Genomic DNA, 19837 nt, shown 5'->3' on the forward strand with positions numbered 1-19837 from the left:
ATGGAGTGGCGTGAAGAGGCCATCATACTCGGAGTTCGCCGCCACGGTGAAACGAGCGTCGTCGCCGAACTGATGACGCGCTCGCGCGGGCGCCATCTCGGCCTGGTGCGCGGCGGGCGTTCCCGCCGGCAGCAGCCCGTGCTGCAGCCCGGCAACCGGGTGGAGGCCAATTGGCGCGCCCGGCTGGACGAACATCTGGGTACGCTCACGCTCGAGCCGGTCGAAATGCGGGCGGCCAGCGTGATGGACAGCGCGCTTGCACTGCAAGGCGTCCAGCTCCTCGCGGCCCATATGCGCCTTTTGCCCGAACGCGATCCGCATGAGCGCCTCTACGATGCGTGCCTGCACATCCTGACCATCATCGATGCGCCGGATCGTGCCGGCGGGGCCATGCTGGGCTTCGAACTGGCGCTTCTGGAGGAAATGGGGCTCGGCCTCGACCTGACGGCCTGTGCGCTGACGGGCGAAACGCGGGGCCTTGCCTTCGTGTCTCCGCGCACGGGGCGTGCCGTGACGGCACAGGCGGGCGCCCCATGGTCCGAGCGGCTTTTGCCGCTGCCCGCCTGCATCGTGGAGGATGGCCCGGCCACGTTGCAGGATCTTCTCGACGGCTTCGCGCTGACGGGCCATTTCCTGAACCGCAACATCTGGATCCCCCGCAACATGGCCGAGCCGCATGCCCGGTCCGGCTTCATTGCGGCCCTGGGGCGGGCAGCTAAAGCGTCAGCGGCAGGGTAAAGGGCGTTCCGGAAAAAGCGTCCGCGCCTCGGCCGATCCCACGGATCGCCGCGATCATCCGCCCCTGGCGCTCGAGCCTGCGATCGGCCAGTTCGATCAGCCGGGGATTGGGCGTGGCGGATGGCGCACGCCGGCGCAACTCACGTGCCAACGCATCCTCGTCCAGCGCGGGATTGATCGCCAGTGCCAGAATATAGGCAGCCGCCGTCGAGCGCGATATGCCGGCCCAGCAATGGACGGCGAGCGGCTGGTGCCGGTCCCAGGCATGGCCGAAGGCAATGAGCTGGTCCAGATGGTCTTCTCCCGGCAAGGTCATGCCGTCCATCGGTGCCGCGATGTCGTTCATGCCGAGGAACAGATGCCGCTCGGCGTGGATCGTGTCCGGCCGGGTCACAGGCGTGTCGGCGTTGATCAAGGTGACCAGATGCAGCGCGCCATGCTCTGCGACGGTTTTCGGCAGGTCGGCCAGGGATGACACGACGAGATAGGACATGGATCAACTCCGTCTTGCGATGCGCTACCCGGCAATGGCCGGCTCCTGCGAGCCGGCATTCAGGGCCGCGTCCAGCGCGTGGAAACGTGCGACCAGCGCCGCCTCGACCTCTTCCGCCGGGCGCGGCGCGAACCATTCGGGCTCCGGCCCGTCCTGCGGTGGCCGGCAGAACAGGGACCTGGCCTCCGCCTCCGTGAAGCCGGCCAGGAGTGTCGCCTCGTAATAGGCGGAAACCTTGTCGGCCGATTTGATGACGCGTGCGACATCCTTCGGCACGGCGCGCGGCAGTCCGAAGCGCAGGTGGATGGCGCCCTGGAGCCGGGTCTCGATGCTGCGATAGTCGTTGCCGAGAACGCCCTTGAAGGGCGAAATCATGTCGCCGATCACATATTCCGGCCCGTCATGCAGGAGGGCTGCCAAGCGCCATCGCGGATCGGCAAGCCGGCGCCCGGCCAGGGCCTCCACGATCAGCGAATGCTGCGCCACCGAGAAGGCGTGCGCACCCCGCGTCTGGCCGTTCCAGCGCGCAACGCGCGCCAGGCCGTGGGCGATGTCCTCGATCTCGATATCGAGAGGCGAGGGGTCGATCAGGTCGAGGCGCCGCCCCGACAGCATGCGTTGCCAGACGCGCGGTGCCGCCGCCCGGCTCATGCCTCTTCCGCCGTCCCGGGCTGTGGCAGGCTGTAGCCGGCCCATGCGGGCACCTCCGCCTCGACCGGAGCGCCGTCCGCCGTCAGCGGCAGATCCGCGGTGAGGGCGTCGGCAAGCCGGTCGATCCGCATCATCGCCATGGCGACCGTGTCGGCAGAGGACAGGACGGTCCCGATGGTCTTGCCGCCAGCCTCGACATTGGCACCGGGGGTGATGTGCCGCTCCGCTCGCAGCACCATGATGCGGCGCCGCGCCGTGCCGCGGTGCTGCATGCGGGAGACGACCTCCTGCCCGACGTAACAGCCCTTGCGGAAGGACACGCCGCCATTCTGGTCCAAAAGGACATCGTGCGGGAAGACGTCGGCGGCGGGAAAGTCGGCCTCTGCCTCGGCAACCCCTGCCGCGATCCGCAAGGCGCGGAAGTCGCCAGCATCCCCATGCGCGCCACTGGCGGCGGGGCCGTACAGGCGCAGGACCGAACGATCGGGAAAGCGCATATCGCGCACGCCCTCCCGCGCTTCGTCCCAGGCGGTGGCCACGGCCTCGTCCAGCGGCGCGATCTCGACCTTCGCCCGCAGCTTGTAGAGGGCAAGCCGGCGGGCCAGCGCGTCGCGGGCGCCTGCCGCCACGTCGAGCCGCAGGCCGCCGGGGATGGGCGATACTAGGAAGTCGAACTGGATCTTGCCCTGCGGTGTCAGGAGGGCGGCCGGCCGCGCCTCGTCGGCGGCCAGGTCATCGAGCTTGGCGGTGACGAGATTGTCCAGGAAGGGGATGGCGTCGGGCCCGGTGACGGACAGCGTCGCGCGGTCTTGAAGTGGGGCAGAGGGCATGGTCGTGTCCTGTAGCGATGCGTCAGATATGGCCAAGGAGCAGCGGTTGCGCAACCGCGCCCATGGCTGTATCGCGCAGGGGCCGACAATCGCCACAGAGGGAACAGGCATGGCCGAAGTCTTCGACAGGGTTCTCAGGAACGGGACCGTGGTCAATCAGAGCGGCCAGGCCGTGACCGATCTCGGCATTGTCGGCGGGCGGATCGCCCATATCGGCAGCATTGCGCCCGACGCCGCGGGGGAGGTGATCGACTGCACGGGCCTCACCATCCTGCCGGGGGTCATCGACAGCCAGGTCCATTTCCGCGAGCCGGGGCCGACCCACAAGGAAGACCTGGAGACTGGCTCGCGCGCGGCGGTCCTTGGTGGCGTGACGACCGTCTTCGAAATGCCGAACACCGATCCCTTGACTACGAGCGAGGAAGCCCTCGCCGACAAGGTCGCCCGCGGACGAAACCGCATGCATTGCGACTTCGCCTTCTGGGTTGGCGGCACACGGGACAACGCGCCCCATGTGGCGGAGCTGGAGCGGTTGCCAGGAGCTGCGGGCATCAAGGTCTTCATGGGGTCGTCCACGGGCAGCCTGCTTCTGGAGGACGATGCCGGCGTGCGGGAGATCCTGCGTCGCACGCGCCGCCGCGCCGCCTTCCATTCGGAGGACGAGTATCGCCTGCGCGAGCGTATGGGCGAGCGCATCGCAAACGATCCCGCCTCGCATCCCGTCTGGCGCGATGTCGTCGCCGCCCTGCAGTCGACGCAGCGGCTCGTGCGCATTGCCCGGGAAACGGGGGCGCGCATCCATGTGCTGCACATTTCCACGGCCGAGGAGATCGCCTATCTGGCCGACCACAAGGACTATGCCACCTGCGAGGCAACGCCCCACCATCTGACGATGAGCGATGCCGACTATGCACGCCTCGGCACCCTGTTGCAGATGAACCCGCCGGTGCGCTCGGCGGCGCATCGGGACGGCATCTGGCAGGGAATCGCCAGTGGCGTGGTGGATGTGCTCGGCTCGGATCATGCCCCCCACACGCTGGAGGAAAAGGCCAAACCCTATCCGGCTTCGCCCTCCGGCATGACCGGGGTGCAGACCCTCGTCCCCATCATGCTCGATCATGTGGCGCAGGGGCGCCTCAGCCTGTCCCGCTTCGTGGATCTGACCTCGGCAGGCCCGCAGCGCATTTTCGGGCTGGCCGGCAAGGGGCGCATCGCCGTCGGCTACGATGCGGACCTGACCATCGTGGACCTGAAGCGCCGTGAGACGATCCGCAACGGCTGGATCGGCTCGCGCTCGCAATGGACGCCCTATGACGGGGTGAGCGTCACGGGTTGGCCGGTCGGCACCTTCGTGCGGGGCGCGAAGGTCATGTGGGAGGGTGAGCTTGTCGAAGCTGCGCGCGGGGCGCCGGCGCGTTTCGTCGAATGCCTGCCGCGGGGCTGATCGGCCCCGCCTAATCCGCCATCAGGAAGAATTCGAGCCGGCCGGCGGGCGATATGCCGACGCGGTAGAAATCATAGGCGCCGACTTCCAGCATGCGCTGGTAGTCGCCCGCCGTGACGAGCTCGAAAAGCTCGACGAGCTGGCGCTTGTCGAGCGAGTCCATCGGAACCTGCGTGAAATAGGGCCAGACGAAGATCTCGCTCTCTTCGCCGGGGTCCATGCGCACATGGCCGCTTTCGAGCACTTCCAGAAGGATGGCCATGAGCTCCACGCCATCGCCGTCGCCCGAGGCGTCCTTCAACAGCGTGATGGGATCGCCCTCGACGGGCTGCGGCGACAGTGCCGTCGGCTCTGCGCCGGTTTCAAGATAGGGCCGCAGCTTCTCCACGTCGCCGCTGCGGGCAATCTCCATCAGCTTGTGGCGCAGATCGCGCACGGGCGTGGGCAGCCCATCGTCGCCGTAGGCAACGGGCAGCGGCGCGCCATCATCGGCAAAGGGGATCATGCCTTGCGGCGCGGTGGTATCGTCCGGCGCACCGTCGGGGGAGGGAGCCTCCGGCTCGGGACGATCGTCACCGATGGAGGAGCCCGGTATATGTGCCGGCCCGCGCGTATTGGGCAGAGGATCGCCATCGTCGAAATCGCGGGCCGAGGGCTCGGCCGGGCGGCGCTGGTCCGGCAGCGGCGGCAAGGGTACGGTGACGATGCCGTCCCGCCGCTGAAAGATCCCGTCCTCGGGCTGGATGAGGGAAAAGCTCGACGCCCCCGCCGGGAGCAGGGTCAGACAGGCGGCAAGCCAGGCAAGGGGAGCCTTCAGCGCCGCGACACGTCTATTGAAGATTACGGTCACCGCGGAACTCGCCATGCTCGATCCGCGTCCGTAACGCATCGACAAGCTCCAGGACCTCGGCTTCGCCATGCCGGCGCACCAGCTCGGTCAATGCGGTCGAAATGGCGGTCTCCGCCAGGATTTCAGCTTCGATGCCGTCCGAGATCCCGTCGGCCCAGGCCTCGTTGTGATACTCGAAGGCGACCTGCTTCTTTTCGGCGGCCACGGCTTCGTCCAGTTCGGCCCCATGCAGATCGATCATCAAGCACGCCCTTCATTCTGCTTTAAGGAACCGTTTAAGCTGCAAATGGGCCCCTTGAAAAGGGCATGCGCGCAACAAGCGCGATTTAACGTTAAGTGCCATCCCGCCGTTAACGCTTGGATAAGAGGGCCGCCGCTAAGCTCGAGCACGCCGCCGGGGCGCACCGCCTGTCGTCAGTTGCCATAGCGCGATGCGATGTCCGCGGCGAGGCTTTCCCCCTCGTCCAGATAGCGCCGGACCGCCAGTTCCGCCGATGGTGTACAATCGCGATAGGTGGATTCGAACGCCCGGTAGCCGCCATTGAACTGCGCCGTGAGCACGCGGCGCTCCGCATCGCTTGGATGCTGGGTGGCCAGGATCTCGTTCATGCTGTCGCGCCAGCTATTGGCATCGTCGGCCCCGCACAGGGTGCGCAAATAGTGGATGGAGCCCAGAATGCCGGCCAGCCGGCCGAGCGGCCGCATATAGGGCGCAGGCTCCTGGCGTGCTGCCGGCGCAGCCGTCGCCGGCTCCTGCGCATGGGCACCCCCGGCCAGCATGATTGCAGCCAGCGCCAGACAGATACCTTTTCCAGAGCGCGTGTTCATGCCGGTGAGCCTCGCCCATCGGCGGGCATATCTGCAAGCGGTTCCGCCGTCCTAGCCATGAAACCGATGGCCATGGTTACGAAATCCCCGAGGCCGCCCGTCGTCTGGCCTGCCGCATCGAGGGCCCGGATCTCGTCCAGCCTGGCCAGGCGCAGGGCTTGTGCATCGCCGCCGGCCTGCGGCACGCCTTCGGCGCAGGCCCAGTGAACGCCGATCCGATGGGTCAGGACGCTGTGCACGGCCATGAACCCCATGGCGCGGACCACGAGCCCGGTTTCCTCCCTGATCTCCCGCTCCAGCGCGGCGCCAGGCGTTTCGCCCGGCTGCACTTTACCGCCCGGAAAGCTCCATAGCCCGGCCATGGGCGCGTGAGCGCGGCGCACCAGGACGAACCGGTCGCCCAGGGCAAGGCAGGCGGATGCGGCCGTTACCGCATTCTGGTCCATGGGCTCTTGTCGCATCCTGGCCTTTCCGTCCTTGCGCGCTTGACCGCGGCGGCGCGCCGGCCGAACCATGGGGCATGACCGGACGCTTCAGCCTGACCCATCCTGCCGCCGCCGTCGCCGCGCGCTTCGCCATTGCGGAGGTGGAGCCGTTTCCACCGCGTTACAACATCGCCCCGACGCAGCCGATCCTCATCGTCATCGGCGGCAAGGGGCAGCGCCCGGAAGCATACCGGCCCGGGCACCAGGCCATGCTGGCGCGGTGGGGGCTGATCCCGTCCTGGTGCCGCGACCCGTCCGCAGCACCGCTTCTGTACAATGCACGGGCCGAAACCGTTCTGGAGCGCAACGCCTTTCGCGCCGCCTTCCTGTACCGCCGCTGCATCGTACCGGCCAGCGGCTTCTACGCCTGGGTCAAAGGCCCTGCCGAGGGCGCTGCGGTTCCGCATTACGTGCAGCCGGCAGACGGGCGCATGATGGCCCTTGCGGGCCTGCTCGAAACCTACATGGCGCCCGATGGCGGAGAGATCGATACGGTCGCGCTGCTGACACGCACGTCGACCGGCCGACTTGCGCCGCTGGGCCCGCGTGAACCCGTTCTGCTGGCGCCGGACGGGGAGGCGGGATGGCTGGATTGCCTGAGCGTGGGCGCAGACGAGGCTGCCGCCATCTGCATGCGCCGGCCCACGGCCGAACTGGCCATCGAACGTGTGTCCGACCGCGTCAATTCCGTGGCGAACCTGTCGCCGGACGTGCAGGCGCCAGCCGATCGGCAAGCGCCGGGAGGCGAGCGTCCGCCCGGTTGATCCGCCAGGCGATCAATCGACGGCTTCGACCGTGGCAGGGGCCGGCTTGCGAACCGGAGCGGCCATTGCGTCCGTCCGCGAACCCGCGGCGGCAACGGCCGCGATCCCGATTCCCCGGTACTTCTTGACCAGGTCCACCTCCTGCTCGCGCTCGCGCCTGGAGCGGAAGGGCTTGTGGGTCTGGATATTCATCTTCATCGATCTGTTCCGTTGGCTTTTCGTCCCGGCCTGCAACCAAGACTTAAACTGCGTCGGCAATTGGGCAATGTGCGCGCGAATATTGCTGAACACAGCTAACAAAAAGTAAAAACCGTGTAATGTTCCGTGAATGTCACAACTCAGCCACGGCCCGCAAGAAAAAGACAAAGTCTTAACGCGCAGGCGCAGCATGGCGCGGGAACGTTTCGCCGCGTGCCGAAATGGTCTAGCAATCCGGTCTGGACGATAGGGGCATACGCATGGACGACGGATTTAGAGGCCTGAACCTCACCAACACACTGACACGGCGCAAGGAAGCGTTCCGGCCGCTGGACTGGTCGACGGCCGAGCTGCCGCAAGATCGGCGCCGCGTGCGCATGTATGTCTGCGGCCCCACCGTCTACGACTACGCCCATATCGGCAATGCCCGTCCGGTCGTCGCCTTCGATCTTCTGTTCCGCCTGCTGCGCCATCTCTATGGGGCGGAGGCAGTGATCTACGCCCGGAACATCACGGATGTGGACGACAAGATCAACGCGCGCGCGGCCCGCGACTTTCCCGATCTTCCACTGAACGCGGCCATCGCCCGCGTGACGCAGGAAACGACGCGCCAGTTCCATGCGGACATTGCGGCGCTGGGCGCGCTGGCGCCCACGATCGAGCCGCGGGCGACCGATCATATCGACGCCATGCGCGCCATGATCGAACGTCTTGTGGAACGGGGGCATGCCTATGTCGCGGAGGATCACGTCCTTTTCCATACCCCGTCCATGCCCGATTACGGCCGCCTGTCCGGCCGCAGCCTGGACGAGATGATTGCCGGCGCCCGGGTCGAGGTGGCAGGCTACAAGAAGGACCCGACCGACTTCGTCCTCTGGAAGCCGTCCACGATGGAAGAGCCGGGCTGGGAATCACCGGCAGGCATTGCCGGCAAGGGCCGCCCCGGCTGGCATATCGAGTGCTCGGCCATGAGCGAGGTGCATCTGGGCCCGGTCTTCGACATTCATGGCGGTGGGCTGGACCTGATCTTCCCGCACCACGAGAACGAGATTGCCCAATCCTGCTGCGCCCACGGGACGGATCGCATGGCCAATGTCTGGCTGCACAATGGTTTCGTGCAGGTGGAAGGCCGCAAGATGTCGAAGTCCGAGGGCAATTTCATCACCATCCACGACATTCTCCAGACCGAGCGCGTCGGCGGCCGGCGGTGGCCCGGCGATGCTGTCCGCCTGTCCCTCTTGAAGACGCATTATCGCGAGCCGCTCGATTTCACCGCCGCGCGCCTTGCCGAATCCGTGCGGGAACTCGACCGCTGGGAGCGGCTGGCGCGGGGGGCGGGGCTTGTGAGCCTGCCGGACGATGCCCGGCCCGACGACGCCTTCCTCGATGCGCTGAAGGACGATCTGTCCACCTCTGCAGCGCTGGCGCGGGTGCATGAACTCTTCGATGCAGGGCAGCCGGTGGAGGCGCTGGCCAGTCTGCGGTTGATGGGGATCGAAGCCTTGCGCGCCGACGAACTTGCGCCGCACCATCTTGCGCGCATCGCCGAGCGTCTCGATCTATTGAAGCGCAAGGAGTTCGCGGCGGCCGACGCGATCCGCGCGGAGCTGGCGGCCGATGGCATCCAGCTCAAGGATGGCCGGGACCCCGCCACCGGGGAGCGCCGGACCGATTGGGAAGTGAATCGATGAAGGATGGCGCCAGCGTGCTGTTCCCCGCAATCGAGCCTTACCGGCAAGGGCGGCTCGACGTTGGCGACGGCCATGTCCTGTATTACGAACTCTGTGGCAATCCGGACGGTATTCCGGTCGTCTTCCTGCATGGTGGCCCCGGCAGCGGTTGCGGCCCGGTCCACCGCCGGCTCTTCGATCCCGCGCGCTACCGTATTCTCCTGTTCGATCAGCGTGGCTGCGGCCGCTCCGCACCGCTCGGCCGGCTCGAGGCGAACACCACGGCGCATCTCATGGCCGATATCGAAAGCCTTCGCCGCCTGACCGGTGCCGAGCGCTGGCTGGTCTTCGGCGGCTCATGGGGGGCGACGCTGGCGCTCGCCTATGCGCAGGCGCATCCCGAGCGGGTGATGGGGCTGATCCTGCGGGGCGTCTTCACCGGCCGGCGGCAGGAACTCGACTGGTTCTACCGCTCCGGCGCCAGCAACCTGTTTCCGGAGGAGTGGGAACGCTTCCTGGCGCCGTTGTCGCCCATGGGCCGCGCCAATCCCATTGCCGCCTATCGCGCGCTTTTAACAGCACCCGACCGGGCCGTGCGGGCCGAGGCCGCCCGCGCCTGGACCGACTGGGAAGCCAAGACGGTGTCCATGCGCAGCATACCCATGGCGTCCGGCGTCTCCGGCCCGGCAGGCGAGGCGACGATCGCCTTCGCGCGGATCGAGAACCATTACTTCCACCACGACGTCTTCCTGCGCGACGGACAGCTCATCGAAGAAGCAGGCCGGCTCATCGGCGTGCCGGGCACCATCGTGCAGGGGCGCTATGATGTCGTCACGCCCCCCACGACGGCATGGGCCCTCCATAAGGCATGGCCAGGCTCCGTGCTGCGGATCGTCGAGGATGCCGGTCACGCCTTCTCCGAGCCCGGCACGCTCACCTGCCTCGTGGACGCCACCAACCGCTTCGCGGGCCAACTGGAGGGAAAGACATGACCTTGGACAACAGGCCGCTTTTCAAGGGCGGGTGCCAGTGCGGCGCGGTGCGCTTCACCGTCGAGGGTGCCTTAAGCGATGCGTCCGTCTGCCATTGCCGCATGTGCCAGAAAGCTTTCGGAAACCTTTTCGCGCCGCTGGTGAGCATCGGGCAGGCAAGCCTGCGCTGGACGAAGGCGGAGCCGGCGCGGTTCCGCTCCTCCTCGCATGTGGAGCGTGGCTTCTGCCCGGCCTGTGGGACGCCCCTGACCTACGAGGCGCCCGATGGCGTGGCGCTGGCCATCGGCGCCTTCGACGATCCGGCGGCCATCGTGCCGACCATCCAGTTCGGCGTGGAGGGCAAGCTGCCCTATGCCGACAGCCTTCCCACGCTTCCGATGCGGGATACCACGCAGGACCATGCGGCGCTTCCCTGGCTTGCCGCGCTGGAGAGCTACCAGCACCCGGATCACGATGCGGAGCCGACGCGCTCATCATAAGCCACGCTGATCGATTGCATGACGATATTGCATCCCGCGGCTGCACCGAAAGTGCTAGAGCGAACAGTATCGAGGCGCGACCGCCCAGGGCCAATTCATGCAAGACGCACCACAGACAGGATCAACCGCGCGCGACGATACGCGCCGCGGCTTTGCGGCGGCCATTGGCGCCTACCTCATCTGGGGTCTGGTCGTTCCGCTTTACTTCAAGGCGCTCGGCCAGTTCCCGACGCTGGAGATCGTGGCGCACCGAATCGTCTGGGCTGTCCCCTTCGCCGCCGGCCTCCTGTGGTGGCGCGGCCTTCTGCGCGGCATGCGGGCCTTTCTGAAGCCCCGCTACCTCGGGCTGGCCGCGCTGACGGCCAGCATCATCACCGTGAACTGGGGAACCTATGTCTATGCCGTCGCCCATGACCAGATGGTCGAGGCGGCGCTCGGCTACTACATCAATCCGCTGGTGAGCATTCTCTTGGGGGCGATCTTCCTGGGCGAGCGGCCGACCCGGGTCCAGCTCTTCGCCATCGGGCTCGCCAGCATCGGCGTCGGCATCATGACCGTGGCGGCCGGCGGTTTGCCGATCATCTCGCTCATCCTCGCTCTGACCTTCGGCACCTATGGGCTCCTGCGCAAGATGATCCCGATCGGGGCGGCGGAAGGCTTCCTTCTGGAAGTGATGATCCTGTTTCTGCCGGCCTTCGCCATCATCCTGTGGCTGACGGTGCGGGGCGAGGGCCATTTCCTGTCTTCGCCGAGCGCAACGGCGCTGCTGATCGGCTCGGGGCCGCTCACCGCGATCCCGCTGATTCTCTATGCGGCCGGCGCGCGGATGCTCAACCTGTCGACCATCGGCATCCTGCAATATATGGTGCCGACGCTTCTGGTTCTGACGGCTGTCTTCCTTTTCGGCGAGCCCTTCGGGCTCGGCCGGCTGGTGGCCTTTGGCTTCATCTGGTCGGCGCTGGTACTCTACACATGGTCGCTCGTCGCCGATGGCCGGCGGCAGAACCGCGAGCGCCGCGAGGCCTCGATCAAAGCTTCTCTATGATCTCTTCCCGGCCGCCATCCGCCGCGTCGTGAGCGGCTGCCGCCTGGATAGCGGGTATGATATCCTCCACCCGGTCGATCACCAGCGGCCGCACCTGGTGCGAGGTGTGGATGAAGCCTTCGGCGCTCATATGGTCGATGAGCTTGGCCAGCGGGTTCCAGAACCCGTCTATATTGGCGATCACGATCGGCTTGCGGTGGCGGCCGAGCTGACCCCAGGTCATGATCTCAACCAGTTCCTCCAGTGTGCCGATGCCGCCCGGCAGGGCGACGAAGGCATCGGAACGCTCGAACATCGCGTGCTTGCGCTCGTGCATGTCGGATGTGACGATCAGCTCGTCGAGGCGCTTCAACTCGCTTTCCGTGGCTTCCATGTCGATCAGGAAGCGCGGAATGATGCCGGTGACCTGGCCGCCCGCGGCGATGACGCCTTCGGACACCGCGCCCATGATGCCGCGCGTGCCGCCTCCATAGACAAGGCGGATGCCCGCTTCGCCCATGGCGGTGCCGAGGGCGGTTCCGGCGTCGAGATAGGAGGGGACGCGTCCGGCGGACGAGCCGCAATAGACGCAGATGGATCGAATCGCTGTCATGATCCCAAAATCCGCCGACAGAGCCCGGCAAGTCAAGCGCGACATTGTGCGCCGCAACCGTGATCAGCCTCTGGCGTCGATCGCCTCGGCGACCTCGTCGGTCATCTTCAGGACCCGTATGGTGATGGGCACCGCCAGTGCCAGGAAGTGACCCTCACGGCCGCGCGCCTTCTGCGCCTCGCGCACCTCGGCCAGGATGGCCGCCAGCACGGGGATGAAGCGGATCGCCAGGGAAACCGCCAGGGCGACACGGTCGGGCCGCAACATGAAGCGCAGGGGCTGCAAGCCCCGCTCCAGCGCGGCGACCATATCCAGGCTGCGCGTCGTCAGGGTGACGAGCCCCGCGCCGAGGATCAGCGCCGTCAGCCGGACCAGCACGGCCGGCACCGCCGCCGCATCGCCCATCAGGGCCTGTGTCACGCCGATCAGGATGAGCACGGGGAGGAGAGGGCGAAGCTGCAGCCCCAGCACCCGAAGCGGCAGGCCGGCAAGCGCATAGAGAAGAAGCACGCAGACAAGCACCCCGCAAGCCGCGGCAAGCCCTGGCAGGAGCATCGCCAGTGTCGCCCCCAGCGCCAGCGCTGCCAGCTTGTGGCCGGGCCTGGCGCGGTGCAGGACGCTGTCGCCGGCAATGTACAGGCCGGCGATCATGCGTTCCGCTCGACATAATACCGGCGCGCGGCATCCGGCGCCCCGTCGAAGGCGATGGCGCCATCCTCAAAGCACAGGACACGCTCGAAATGGTCGAGGAGGGAAAGATCGTGCGTCGCCATCACGATCTGCGCTGCTTGCGCATCGAGCGTGCGCATGAGCCGGCGCGTATTGGCAAGATCGAGCAGCGCGGTCGGCTCGTCCAGTACCAGGACATCGGGTTGCAGGATCAGGATGCCGGCCAGCGCGACAAGCTGCCTCTGGCCACCCGACAATTCGTGCACGAGCCGGTCTTCCATGCCGGACAATCCGCGCGCGGCCAGCGCCTCGGCAATGCGGGCGGCATGTTCCTCTTTCGCGATTTTGTGGCTGCGCAGGCCGAAGGCGAGATCCTCGCCGACCGTCGGATAGACGATCTGGTTGTCCGGGTTCTGGAACAGGAACCCCACCTTGCGCCGCACCGCGCGCCCGTCGGCGCGCGTATCCAGGGCGCCGATGCGGACATCGCCTCGGTCCGGCAACAGAAGGCCGTTCAAAAGCCGTGCAAAGCTGCTCTTGCCCGAACCGTTCGCGCCGATAATGCCGACCCGCCGCTCCGGCAGGTCGATGGTCAGGCCGGACAGGACGACGCGCTCGCCGCGCGTCAGCCAGACGTCCCGCAGCCGGATCAAGGCCGTGCGGCGCCGTGCGGATTGCGGATCAAGGGATAGGCGCGGCGCACGGTCACGATGATGGCTGCGGCCAGCCCGGCCTTGATGATGTCGCCCGGAAGGAACACCATGGCAGAGGTGACGAAGGCGGCCGGGATCGGAACGCCGGAGGCGACTGCGTACCAAGTTACGCCCACGCCGTAGACGACGAGAATGCCGCCCACTGCTGAAGAGACGAAGGCCAGCGGGTAGTTCAGGCGGCGGTAGACGCGCTCGGTGAGGATGCCCGTGACCACGGCGCCGGCCAGCCAGCCATAGATGAAGCCCGACCAGGGGCCGATCAGCGCGCCCAGCCCGCCACGCCCGCCGGACAGGAGCGGCAGGCCGATGGCGACCAGGAGTATGAACAGGAGCATGGACAGCCCGCCCTTGCGGGCGCCGAGGATGCCGCCCATCAGCATGGGCCCCATGGATTGCGCCGTGATCGGAACGCCGATCGCCGGCAGCATGAGCGGCGGGAACAGGCCCAGAACCGCCATCAGGGCGGCGAAGAGGGCAATCTGGACGATGTCGCGGGTTTCCATGCGCGTATCCATGCGTGAGGTTTCCTAAAGCGCGGTGCGGGCGGCTTCTTCCATATACAGGCGACGCAGCCGGAGGGTCAGCGGACCGGGCCGGCCATCGCCGATGACAACATCGTCGATCTCGGTCACCGGCATGACGAAATGTCCGGCGGAGGTGATGAAAGCCTCGGCGGCAGCGCGCGCCTCATCGCAGGAGAAGCTGCGCTCCTCCACCGTCAGCCCCGCCTCGTCGGCCAGCCGAAGGACGCTGGCGCGCGTCGTTCCGTGCAGGATGCTGTTGGACAAAGCGCGGGTGATGAGCCGCCCCTCCCGGTCGATGATATGGGCGTTGTTGGACGTGCCTTCCGTCACCATGCCGTCTTCCACCAGCCAGGCATCGTCCTTGCCCAGGCGCCGGGCTTCCATCTTGGCCATGGACGGCCACAGGAGCTGCACGGTCTTGATGTCGCGGCGGCCCCAGCGCAGATCGGGCACGAAGGCCACGCGCAGGCCATTCTCCACCTCCGGAGACCGGACCTCGTTCCAGGCCTGGGTGAAGAGCACGAGCGTCGGCTGCGTGCCGTCCGGCGGGAAGACGAAGTCACGGTCGGCGGCGCCGCGCGTGACCATCATGTACACTCCGCCTTCCGACAGGCCGTTGCGCGCAATGAGTTCGCGGTGGATGGCCAGGAGTTCGTCCGTGCCGGCCGGGGCGGCCATGCTCAACTCGCTCAAGGACCGGGTGAGCCGCCGCATGTGGGACGGGAAGTCGATCAACTTGCCGTTCAGGACGCTCGTCACCTCGTAGACGGCGTCGCCGAACAGAAAACCACGATCGAAGATAGAGACGCGGGCGTCTTCTTCAGGCACATAGGCGCCGTTGACATAGACAATGCGACTCACGATCCGGTCCCTCCGGGCAATGGTTCCGTGGCGTCGTATAGCCTATTTTGCGGACCGCAAGGGAGAGGTGGGAGTAGCGACTTGGCCTATTATCTCGGATTGGATCTCGGAACGTCTTCGCTGAAGGCCCTCCTCGTGGATGACCGGCAGAACCCGGTCGCGACGGCGCACGCGCCCTTGAGCGTTCAACGCCCGCACTTCGGCTGGGCCGAACAGGACCCGCAAAGCTGGATCGACGCCACGCGCGCCGCGCTGGCGGAACTGGCCGCCGCAGCGCCGGAAGCGCTCAGCGCCGTGCGCGGCATCGGCCTGTCGGGGCAGATGCACGGCGCCACCCTCTTAGGGGCGGACGACGTGCCGCTGCGACCCTGCATCCTGTGGAACGATACGCGCAGCCACCTGGAAGCCGCCGAGCTCGACGATGATGAGGCGCGCGCGATCACCGGCAATATCGTCTTTCCGGGCTTTACGGCGCCGAAGATCCTGTGGGTCGCTCGCAACGAGCCGCAGATCCGCGCGGCTTTGCGCCGCGTTCTTCTGCCCAAGGATTACCTGCGCCTCTGGCTGACGGGCGAGGCCCTGTCGGACATGTCGGACAGCGCCGGTACCGCCTGGCTCGAAACCGGCGCCAGGCGGTGGTCGGCCCGGATGCTGGAGCGTTGCGGCCTGGATGAAACCTATATGCCCGGCCTTGTCGAAGGTTCGGCGCCGGCCGGCCAGTTGCGCGCGGACCGTGCGGCGGAGCTGGGCCTGCCGGCCGGCATCGTGGTGGCCGGCGGCGCGGGCGACAATGCCGCCTCCGCCTGCGGCGTTGGCGTCGTGAGGCCCGGTAGCGGCTTCGTGTCGCTCGGCACCTCCGGCGTGCTCTTCACCGCATCGGCCGATTACAGCCCCGCACCCGAGACGGCCGTCCATACTTTCTGTCATGCGCTGCCGGGTCTCTGGCACCAGATGGGCGTGACCCTGTCGGCGGCCGGATCGCTCGAATGGCTTTCGGGCGTCACGCAGGTCAAGCCCGCGGCACTGGCCGCCGCCGTCGCCGATGCCGGCCTGGGCGAGGGGCCATCGCGCCTATTGTTCCTGCCCTATCTGTCGGGCGAGCGCACACCGCACAATGACGCGACGGTGCGTGGCGCCTTCGTGGGCCTTTCGGCAGAAACCAGCCAGGCAGACCTTGCCCGTGCGGTCATGGAAGGGGTCGCCTTCTCCATGCGCGACTGCCTGGAAGCCGGCGGCGACAGGACGGTGCGCCAGCTCATCGCGGTGGGCGCGGGCTCGCGCTCGCAGAGCTGGCTGCAGATCCTGGCCGATACGCTCGGCCGTGAGATCGTCCTGCCCGCGGCGGGCGATTACGGAGCCGCCTTCGGGGCGGCACGGCTGGGCCTGTGTGCGGCCGAAGCCGCCGATCCTGCCGCGGTCATGATCGAGCCGCCGGTCGCCCAGCGCTTTGCGCCCCGGCCCGAAGCGACGGAGGCCTTCGATGCGGCCTATAAGCGCTACCGCCTGGCCTATCCCGTTATTCGCAGCCTGATGGTCTGATCGAGCGAACACTGGACGCCGGGCCTATGGCCCGAATAAAACGGGGCGGCTCATGGCCGCCCCGTTCTGTTTCCAGTCTGTGACGCGCGCCTTACTGGGCGGCCGCGGTCTCAACGTAGTCGTACTTGCCGTCCTTCCACACATACATGACGTAGCCGGGCAGGGTGACGTCGCCCTTGTCGTCGAACTTCAGGTCACCGATCACGGTGGAGAAGTTGCCGGCGTCGAGCGCTTCGACGACCGGCTCGTAATCGGTGGAGCCGGCGGCCTTCACGGCGTCGGCCCAGGCCTGGATGGCGGCATAGGTGTAGAGCGCATAGCCCTCGGCCGAGTTTCCGGCAGCCTCGATCTCCTTGACGACCGGCTCGGCGATCGGGTTCTTGCGCGGATCCGGAGAGAAGGTCATCAGCGTGCCTTCGCCGGCATCGCCGGTGATGGCCCAGTACTCGTCGGTCACGATGGCGTCGCCGGACATGATCGTCGCCGTCACGCCCTGCTCCTTCATCTGACGGGCAATCAGGCCCGCCTCGGTGTAGTAGCCGCCAATGTAGACAAGGCCGATATCGGCCTGCTTCAGCTTGGACACGAGCGCGGTGTAGTCCTTTTCACCGGCGGTGTAGGCTTCGACGACGGTCGGCTTCTTGCCGGCCGCTTCGAGCGCGGCCTGCGTCTCGTCCGCCAGGCCCTTACCATAGGCGGACTTGTCGTTCAGGATGGCGATGTTCTTGTCGGCGAAGTTCTTGGCGATGTAGGCGCCGGCAACCTCGCCCTGCTGGTCGTCGCGGCCGCAGACGCGGTAGATGCCGTCGGCCGGGCGCTTGTCCGTGAAGTCCGGATTGGTCGAAGCCGGGCTGATCATGACGATGCCTTCTTCGGCATAGACCTGGCTGGCGGGGATGGAGGAACCCGAGCAGAAATGGCCCGCCACGAAGGCCACGCCCTCGGATGCGTACTGGTTGGCGACGGCCACGGCCTGCTTCGGATCGCAGGCATCGTCACCGACGGAAAGCTTGAGCTGTTCGCCGTTGATGCCGCCGGCGGCGTTGATGTCCTTGACGGCCTGCTCGGCGCCGACGCGCAGCTGCGAACCGAAGGTCGCGTACTGGCCCGTCATCGGGCCCGCGACGCCGATGGTGATATCCGCGAGAGCCGCGCCCGACAGGACGAGATTGAGGGCCACACCGGCTAGAAGCGCTTTTTTCATCTGTGACGTTCCCGAGTTGTTACGACGCTGACCCTGGCAGGCTCTCAAGGTGACGATGCCGGGCAGGCCATGGATTAAAGATCATGCTTTCGTCAAAGGGAATGGTATCGGCGCCGCCGCTCGTCAAAAACTTGAGCGGCGCCAAACCTTTTGCTCAATTCGTCGCGGTCGTGCGGAGGAAGCGGTATTGCCGCGCCATTTGCTGGGAGCGGGTCCGCAGGCGTCCGAACGATGCCAGGAGGAACAGAACGACGTAGTCGATCAGCGCGTAGTGAAGCGCCGTCGCAATCGTATCGAACGGCAGGAAGAACGTGCCGTCGAAGAGGCTGAAGTGGATGAAGCGAACCGCGAGGGTCAGGAGCGCGACATAGAAGGCCATGATCGCCCAGCCGCTCCAGGTGAGGGCGGTGGACCGGCCGATCATGAAGGCGATTCCGCCGCCGATCACCACGGTGACGAGCAGGAACTCGAAGAAGGTGACTTCCCAGAGCAAGGTCATTTCCGGCTGCATCAGTGCCTCCCGCCTTCGAGGTAGGCGCTGCGGATTTCCTCTCGCGCCAGAAGTTCGCGGCCCGTGCCCGACATGGTGATCGTGCCGTTGACCATCACATAGCCCCGATGCGCCAGACGCAGCGCATGGAAGGCATTCTGTTCCACCAGGAAGACGGTCAGCCCCTCGGTGCGGTTGAGCTCGCGGATCGCCTCGAAGATCTGCTTGACGATGATCGGCGCCAGGCCGAGCGATGGTTCGTCGAGCAGGAGAAGCTTGGGCCGGCTCATCAGCGCGCGGGCAATGGCCAGCATCTGCTGCTCGCCGCCCGACAGCGTCCCGGCTCGCTGATCGATCCGCTCCTTCAGGCGCGGGAACAGGGTGAAGATGCGCTCGAGGTCCGCATCGAAATGCTCCGTGCCGATGAGCGTCGTGCCCATCTGCAGGTTTTCCATGACCGACATGCGCCCGAAGATGCGGCGTCCTTCCGGCGACTGCGCAATCCGCCGCTTCATGATGTCGTGCGTCGGCAGGGCGCTGATGTCCTCGCCACGGTAGAGGATCTGCCCCGAGCGTGCGCGCGGATTGCCGCAAATGGTCATCATGAGGGTGGATTTGCCGGCGCCATTGGCCCCGATCAGCGTGACGATCTCACCCTCGTTGACCTCCATGTCCACGCCCCGAAGGGCCTGGATCTTGCCGTAGAAGGTCTCCACGCCGCGAATCGACAGGAGGGGGGCCGCTGCGCCCTGCGTTGCGGGATTGGCGGCGCTCATCGAAGGGTCTCCTGGTTGCTCGTGCTCACCACCGCGGCGGCGGCATCGATATCGCCCTCCTGCAGCCGCTCCTCGACGGCGTCCACTTCCTCGTCGTCGACGCCCAGATAGGCGGCAATGACATGCGGATCGTTGCGCACGCTGTCCGGCGTGCCGTCGGAGATTTTCTTGCCGTAATCCAGGACGACGATGTGGTCGGAAATCTCCATGACCACACCCATATCGTGCTCGATCAGGAGGATGGAGACGCTGTCCTGATCGCGGATCGACCGCAGGAGTTCGTTCAGTTCGGCCGATTCGCGCGGGTTCAGGCCGGCGGCGGGCTCGTCCAGGCACAGAAGCGCCGGGTCGGTGCACATGGCGCGGGCGATCTCCAGGCGGCGCTGGTCACCATAGGACAGATCGGCCGCCGGATCGTCGGCACGGTCCAGGAGCGCCGTGCGGCGCAGCCAGTCCACTGCCAGATCCTGCGCCTTTTCCCGTGCGCGATGGTAGGAGGGCAGGCCCACCAGCCCCGCAAAGGTGTAGCCGGAGGCGACCATCAGCTTGTTGTGCTGGGCGACGAGGAGATTCTCGAATACCGTCATGCCGCCGAAGAGGCGGATGTTCTGGAAGGTCCGGGCCACGCCGGCCGTATGGGTGATGCGGAAATCGGCCATGCGCTCCAGGAGGAAGAGCTCCCCCTTGTCGACCTTCAGGCTCTGGCGCCCGCTGCGGGTCAGCTCCTCCACGGCGCGGGCCGGTATGTCGCGGCCGCGGCGCAGGGTGATCCGCCCCTCGGTCGGTTTGTAGAAGCCGGTCACGCAGTTGAAGACGGTGGTCTTGCCGGCGCCGTTCGGGCCGATCAGGGCGGTGATGTCGCCGCGCCCGACCTCGAAGGAGAGATTGTCGATCGCCGTCAATCCGCCGAAGCGCATGGTCAGATGCTCGACGGTCAGGACGGGATCGGCGGTCCAGTTGCGGCTCGTTGCCATTTTGACCTGTTCTGTGGGGGCGATCATG

At 66.8% G+C, this 19837-nt stretch carries 25 protein-coding genes; 8 read left to right on the forward strand and 17 right to left on the reverse strand.

Features of this window, described 5'->3' with window-relative positions; translation table 11 throughout:
• Window positions 1-738 (forward strand): DNA repair protein RecO, encoded by a 738-nt coding sequence (gene recO / locus AUL30_RS16565; protein ID WP_062229011.1) that lies wholly within the window; start codon window positions 1-3, stop codon window positions 736-738.
• Here the strand turns inward: recO and AUL30_RS16570 are convergent.
• The 3 genes from AUL30_RS16570 to ygfZ are packed head-to-tail and all read right to left on the reverse strand — an operon-like array spanning window position 716 to window position 2712.
• Entirely contained in the window at window positions 716-1231 is a 516-nt protein-coding gene (locus AUL30_RS16570) for a tyrosine phosphatase family protein (RefSeq protein ID WP_062229012.1), read from the reverse strand. The genes recO and AUL30_RS16570 overlap by 23 nt on opposite strands.
• 24 nt (window positions 1232-1255) lie before the next feature.
• The gene (locus AUL30_RS16575; RefSeq protein WP_062229013.1) at window positions 1256-1882 is read right to left on the reverse strand and encodes an HD domain-containing protein; all 627 of its coding nucleotides are present in this window, start codon (window positions 1880-1882) and stop codon (window positions 1256-1258) included.
• On the reverse strand, window positions 1879-2712 hold the full coding sequence (ygfZ, locus tag AUL30_RS16580) for a CAF17-like 4Fe-4S cluster assembly/insertion protein YgfZ (protein WP_062229014.1): 834 nt from the start codon (window positions 2710-2712) through the stop codon (window positions 1879-1881). The genes AUL30_RS16575 and ygfZ overlap by 4 nt, the downstream gene beginning before the upstream one ends.
• A gap of 109 nt (window positions 2713-2821) precedes the next feature.
• Between ygfZ and AUL30_RS16585 the strand changes: the two genes are divergently transcribed.
• A complete protein-coding gene (locus AUL30_RS16585) occupies window positions 2822-4156 on the forward strand; it encodes a dihydroorotase (RefSeq protein WP_062229115.1) in 1335 nt (444 codons plus the stop codon).
• A gap of 10 nt (window positions 4157-4166) precedes the next feature.
• Here AUL30_RS16585 and AUL30_RS16590 read toward each other — a convergent pair whose 3' ends face one another.
• The 4 genes from AUL30_RS16590 to AUL30_RS20015 all read right to left on the reverse strand — a co-directional run bounded on the left by AUL30_RS16590 (window position 4167) and on the right by AUL30_RS20015 (window position 6295).
• Window positions 4167-5021, reverse strand: a complete 855-nt coding sequence (locus AUL30_RS16590) for a hypothetical protein (RefSeq protein WP_062229015.1) — start codon at window positions 5019-5021, stop codon at window positions 4167-4169.
• Entirely contained in the window at window positions 4987-5247 is a 261-nt protein-coding gene (locus AUL30_RS16595) for a hypothetical protein (protein WP_062229016.1), read from the reverse strand. The genes AUL30_RS16590 and AUL30_RS16595 overlap by 35 nt, the downstream gene beginning before the upstream one ends.
• Before the next feature lie 173 nt (window positions 5248-5420).
• Window positions 5421-5834 carry a TIGR02301 family protein gene (locus AUL30_RS16600; RefSeq protein ID WP_083508009.1) on the reverse strand — a complete coding sequence of 138 codons (414 nt, stop codon included), beginning with the start codon at window positions 5832-5834 and terminating at the stop codon, window positions 5421-5423.
• Window positions 5831-6295, reverse strand: a complete 465-nt coding sequence (locus AUL30_RS20015; RefSeq protein WP_244490875.1) for an NUDIX domain-containing protein — start codon at window positions 6293-6295, stop codon at window positions 5831-5833. The genes AUL30_RS16600 and AUL30_RS20015 overlap by 4 nt, the downstream gene beginning before the upstream one ends.
• A 59-nt stretch (window positions 6296-6354) precedes the next feature.
• Here AUL30_RS20015 and AUL30_RS16610 point away from each other — a divergent pair, with 59 nt between their 5' ends.
• Window positions 6355-7083 (forward strand): SOS response-associated peptidase, encoded by a 729-nt coding sequence (locus AUL30_RS16610; RefSeq protein WP_062229019.1) that lies wholly within the window; start codon window positions 6355-6357, stop codon window positions 7081-7083.
• 12 nt (window positions 7084-7095) lie between these two features.
• Here AUL30_RS16610 and AUL30_RS16615 read toward each other — a convergent pair whose 3' ends face one another.
• A complete protein-coding gene (locus AUL30_RS16615; protein WP_062229020.1) occupies window positions 7096-7281 on the reverse strand; it encodes a hypothetical protein in 186 nt (61 codons plus the stop codon).
• Between the two features lie 260 nt (window positions 7282-7541).
• Here AUL30_RS16615 and cysS point away from each other — a divergent pair, with 260 nt between their 5' ends.
• The 4 genes from cysS to rarD all read left to right on the forward strand — a co-directional run bounded on the left by cysS (window position 7542) and on the right by rarD (window position 11467).
• Entirely contained in the window at window positions 7542-8972 is a 1431-nt protein-coding gene (gene cysS, locus AUL30_RS16620; protein ID WP_062229021.1) for a cysteine--tRNA ligase, read from the forward strand.
• Window positions 8973-8986: 14 nt separating this feature from the next.
• Window positions 8987-9943, forward strand: a complete 957-nt coding sequence (pip, locus tag AUL30_RS16625; RefSeq protein ID WP_244490876.1) for a prolyl aminopeptidase — start codon at window positions 8987-8989, stop codon at window positions 9941-9943.
• The gene (locus AUL30_RS16630) at window positions 9940-10422 is read left to right on the forward strand and encodes a GFA family protein (RefSeq protein WP_062229023.1); all 483 of its coding nucleotides are present in this window, start codon (window positions 9940-9942) and stop codon (window positions 10420-10422) included. Before pip ends, AUL30_RS16630 begins: the two co-directional genes overlap by 4 nt.
• Window positions 10423-10519: 97 nt before the next feature.
• On the forward strand, window positions 10520-11467 hold the full coding sequence (gene rarD, locus AUL30_RS16635; protein WP_062229024.1) for an EamA family transporter RarD: 948 nt from the start codon (window positions 10520-10522) through the stop codon (window positions 11465-11467).
• On the opposite strand, the gene AUL30_RS16640 is transcribed toward rarD, so the two are convergent.
• The 5 genes from AUL30_RS16640 to AUL30_RS16660 form a co-directional block, all read right to left on the reverse strand.
• Entirely contained in the window at window positions 11451-12059 is a 609-nt protein-coding gene (locus AUL30_RS16640; RefSeq protein ID WP_062229025.1) for an LOG family protein, read from the reverse strand. The two genes, rarD and AUL30_RS16640, sit on opposite strands and share 17 nt — an antisense overlap.
• A 63-nt stretch (window positions 12060-12122) precedes the next feature.
• Complete coding sequence (locus tag AUL30_RS16645; protein WP_062229026.1) at window positions 12123-12710, reverse strand: energy-coupling factor transporter transmembrane component T family protein; 588 nt, start codon at window positions 12708-12710, stop codon at window positions 12123-12125.
• Entirely contained in the window at window positions 12707-13381 is a 675-nt protein-coding gene (locus tag AUL30_RS16650) for an energy-coupling factor ABC transporter ATP-binding protein (protein WP_062229027.1), read from the reverse strand. Before AUL30_RS16650 ends, AUL30_RS16645 begins: the two co-directional genes overlap by 4 nt.
• The gene (locus AUL30_RS16655) at window positions 13378-13944 is read right to left on the reverse strand and encodes a biotin transporter BioY (protein ID WP_062229116.1); all 567 of its coding nucleotides are present in this window, start codon (window positions 13942-13944) and stop codon (window positions 13378-13380) included. The genes AUL30_RS16650 and AUL30_RS16655 overlap by 4 nt, the downstream gene beginning before the upstream one ends.
• 24 nt (window positions 13945-13968) lie before the next feature.
• Window positions 13969-14826: a D-amino-acid transaminase gene (locus AUL30_RS16660; protein WP_062229028.1), complete on the reverse strand. Its 858-nt coding sequence runs from the start codon at window positions 14824-14826 to the stop codon at window positions 13969-13971.
• An 81-nt stretch (window positions 14827-14907) separates the two neighbouring features.
• On the opposite strand from AUL30_RS16660, the gene xylB reads away from it, so the two are divergent.
• Window positions 14908-16365, forward strand: a complete 1458-nt coding sequence (gene xylB, locus AUL30_RS16665) for a xylulokinase (protein WP_062229029.1) — start codon at window positions 14908-14910, stop codon at window positions 16363-16365.
• 91 nt (window positions 16366-16456) lie between these two features.
• Here the strand turns inward: xylB and AUL30_RS16670 are convergent, their stop codons facing one another.
• The 4 genes from AUL30_RS16670 to AUL30_RS16685 all read right to left on the reverse strand — a co-directional run bounded on the left by AUL30_RS16670 (window position 16457) and on the right by AUL30_RS16685 (window position 19836).
• A complete protein-coding gene (locus tag AUL30_RS16670; RefSeq protein WP_062229030.1) occupies window positions 16457-17569 on the reverse strand; it encodes a branched-chain amino acid ABC transporter substrate-binding protein in 1113 nt (370 codons plus the stop codon).
• 154 nt (window positions 17570-17723) lie between these two features.
• On the reverse strand, window positions 17724-18080 hold the full coding sequence (locus AUL30_RS16675) for a DUF6867 family protein (RefSeq protein WP_062229031.1): 357 nt from the start codon (window positions 18078-18080) through the stop codon (window positions 17724-17726).
• Window positions 18080-18835, reverse strand: coding sequence for an ABC transporter ATP-binding protein (locus AUL30_RS16680; RefSeq protein ID WP_062229032.1), 756 nt, complete (start codon window positions 18833-18835; stop codon window positions 18080-18082). Before AUL30_RS16680 ends, AUL30_RS16675 begins: the two co-directional genes overlap by 1 nt.
• Window positions 18832-19836, reverse strand: a complete 1005-nt coding sequence (locus AUL30_RS16685; RefSeq protein ID WP_244490877.1) for an ABC transporter ATP-binding protein — start codon at window positions 19834-19836, stop codon at window positions 18832-18834. Before AUL30_RS16685 ends, AUL30_RS16680 begins: the two co-directional genes overlap by 4 nt.
• Between the last annotated feature and the right edge of the window lies 1 nt (window position 19837).

This window comes from Aureimonas frigidaquae (assembly GCF_001463905.1).
Lineage (GTDB): Bacteria > Pseudomonadota > Alphaproteobacteria > Rhizobiales > Rhizobiaceae > Aureimonas > Aureimonas frigidaquae.

What these genes read in the sequence shown, in the direction of transcription:
- recO (WP_062229011.1), top strand. Translation starts at nt 1, where the DNA reads ATGGAGTGGCGTGAAGAGGCCATCATACTCGGAGTTCGCCGCCACGGT.
- AUL30_RS16570 (WP_062229012.1), bottom strand. Translation starts at nt 1,231, where the DNA reads ATGTCCTATCTCGTCGTGTCATCCCTGGCCGACCTGCCGAAAACCGTC.
- AUL30_RS16575 (WP_062229013.1), bottom strand. Translation starts at nt 1,882, where the DNA reads ATGAGCCGGGCGGCGGCACCGCGCGTCTGGCAACGCATGCTGTCGGGG.
- ygfZ (WP_062229014.1), bottom strand. Translation starts at nt 2,712, where the DNA reads ATGCCCTCTGCCCCACTTCAAGACCGCGCGACGCTGTCCGTCACCGGG.
- AUL30_RS16585 (WP_062229115.1), top strand. Translation starts at nt 2,822, where the DNA reads ATGGCCGAAGTCTTCGACAGGGTTCTCAGGAACGGGACCGTGGTCAAT.
- AUL30_RS16590 (WP_062229015.1), bottom strand. Translation starts at nt 5,021, where the DNA reads ATGGCGAGTTCCGCGGTGACCGTAATCTTCAATAGACGTGTCGCGGCG.
- AUL30_RS16595 (WP_062229016.1), bottom strand. Translation starts at nt 5,247, where the DNA reads ATGATCGATCTGCATGGGGCCGAACTGGACGAAGCCGTGGCCGCCGAA.
- AUL30_RS16600 (WP_083508009.1), bottom strand. Translation starts at nt 5,834, where the DNA reads ATGAACACGCGCTCTGGAAAAGGTATCTGTCTGGCGCTGGCTGCAATC.
- AUL30_RS20015 (WP_244490875.1), bottom strand. Translation starts at nt 6,295, where the DNA reads ATGCGACAAGAGCCCATGGACCAGAATGCGGTAACGGCCGCATCCGCC.
- AUL30_RS16610 (WP_062229019.1), top strand. Translation starts at nt 6,355, where the DNA reads ATGACCGGACGCTTCAGCCTGACCCATCCTGCCGCCGCCGTCGCCGCG.
- AUL30_RS16615 (WP_062229020.1), bottom strand. Translation starts at nt 7,281, where the DNA reads ATGAAGATGAATATCCAGACCCACAAGCCCTTCCGCTCCAGGCGCGAG.
- cysS (WP_062229021.1), top strand. Translation starts at nt 7,542, where the DNA reads ATGGACGACGGATTTAGAGGCCTGAACCTCACCAACACACTGACACGG.
- AUL30_RS16630 (WP_062229023.1), top strand. Translation starts at nt 9,940, where the DNA reads ATGACCTTGGACAACAGGCCGCTTTTCAAGGGCGGGTGCCAGTGCGGC.
- rarD (WP_062229024.1), top strand. Translation starts at nt 10,520, where the DNA reads ATGCAAGACGCACCACAGACAGGATCAACCGCGCGCGACGATACGCGC.
- AUL30_RS16640 (WP_062229025.1), bottom strand. Translation starts at nt 12,059, where the DNA reads ATGACAGCGATTCGATCCATCTGCGTCTATTGCGGCTCGTCCGCCGGA.
- AUL30_RS16645 (WP_062229026.1), bottom strand. Translation starts at nt 12,710, where the DNA reads ATGATCGCCGGCCTGTACATTGCCGGCGACAGCGTCCTGCACCGCGCC.
- AUL30_RS16655 (WP_062229116.1), bottom strand. Translation starts at nt 13,944, where the DNA reads ATGGAAACCCGCGACATCGTCCAGATTGCCCTCTTCGCCGCCCTGATG.
- AUL30_RS16670 (WP_062229030.1), bottom strand. Translation starts at nt 17,569, where the DNA reads ATGAAAAAAGCGCTTCTAGCCGGTGTGGCCCTCAATCTCGTCCTGTCG.
- AUL30_RS16675 (WP_062229031.1), bottom strand. Translation starts at nt 18,080, where the DNA reads ATGCAGCCGGAAATGACCTTGCTCTGGGAAGTCACCTTCTTCGAGTTC.
- AUL30_RS16680 (WP_062229032.1), bottom strand. Translation starts at nt 18,835, where the DNA reads ATGAGCGCCGCCAATCCCGCAACGCAGGGCGCAGCGGCCCCCCTCCTG.
- AUL30_RS16685 (WP_244490877.1), bottom strand. Translation starts at nt 19,836, where the DNA reads ATGATCGCCCCCACAGAACAGGTCAAAATGGCAACGAGCCGCAACTGG.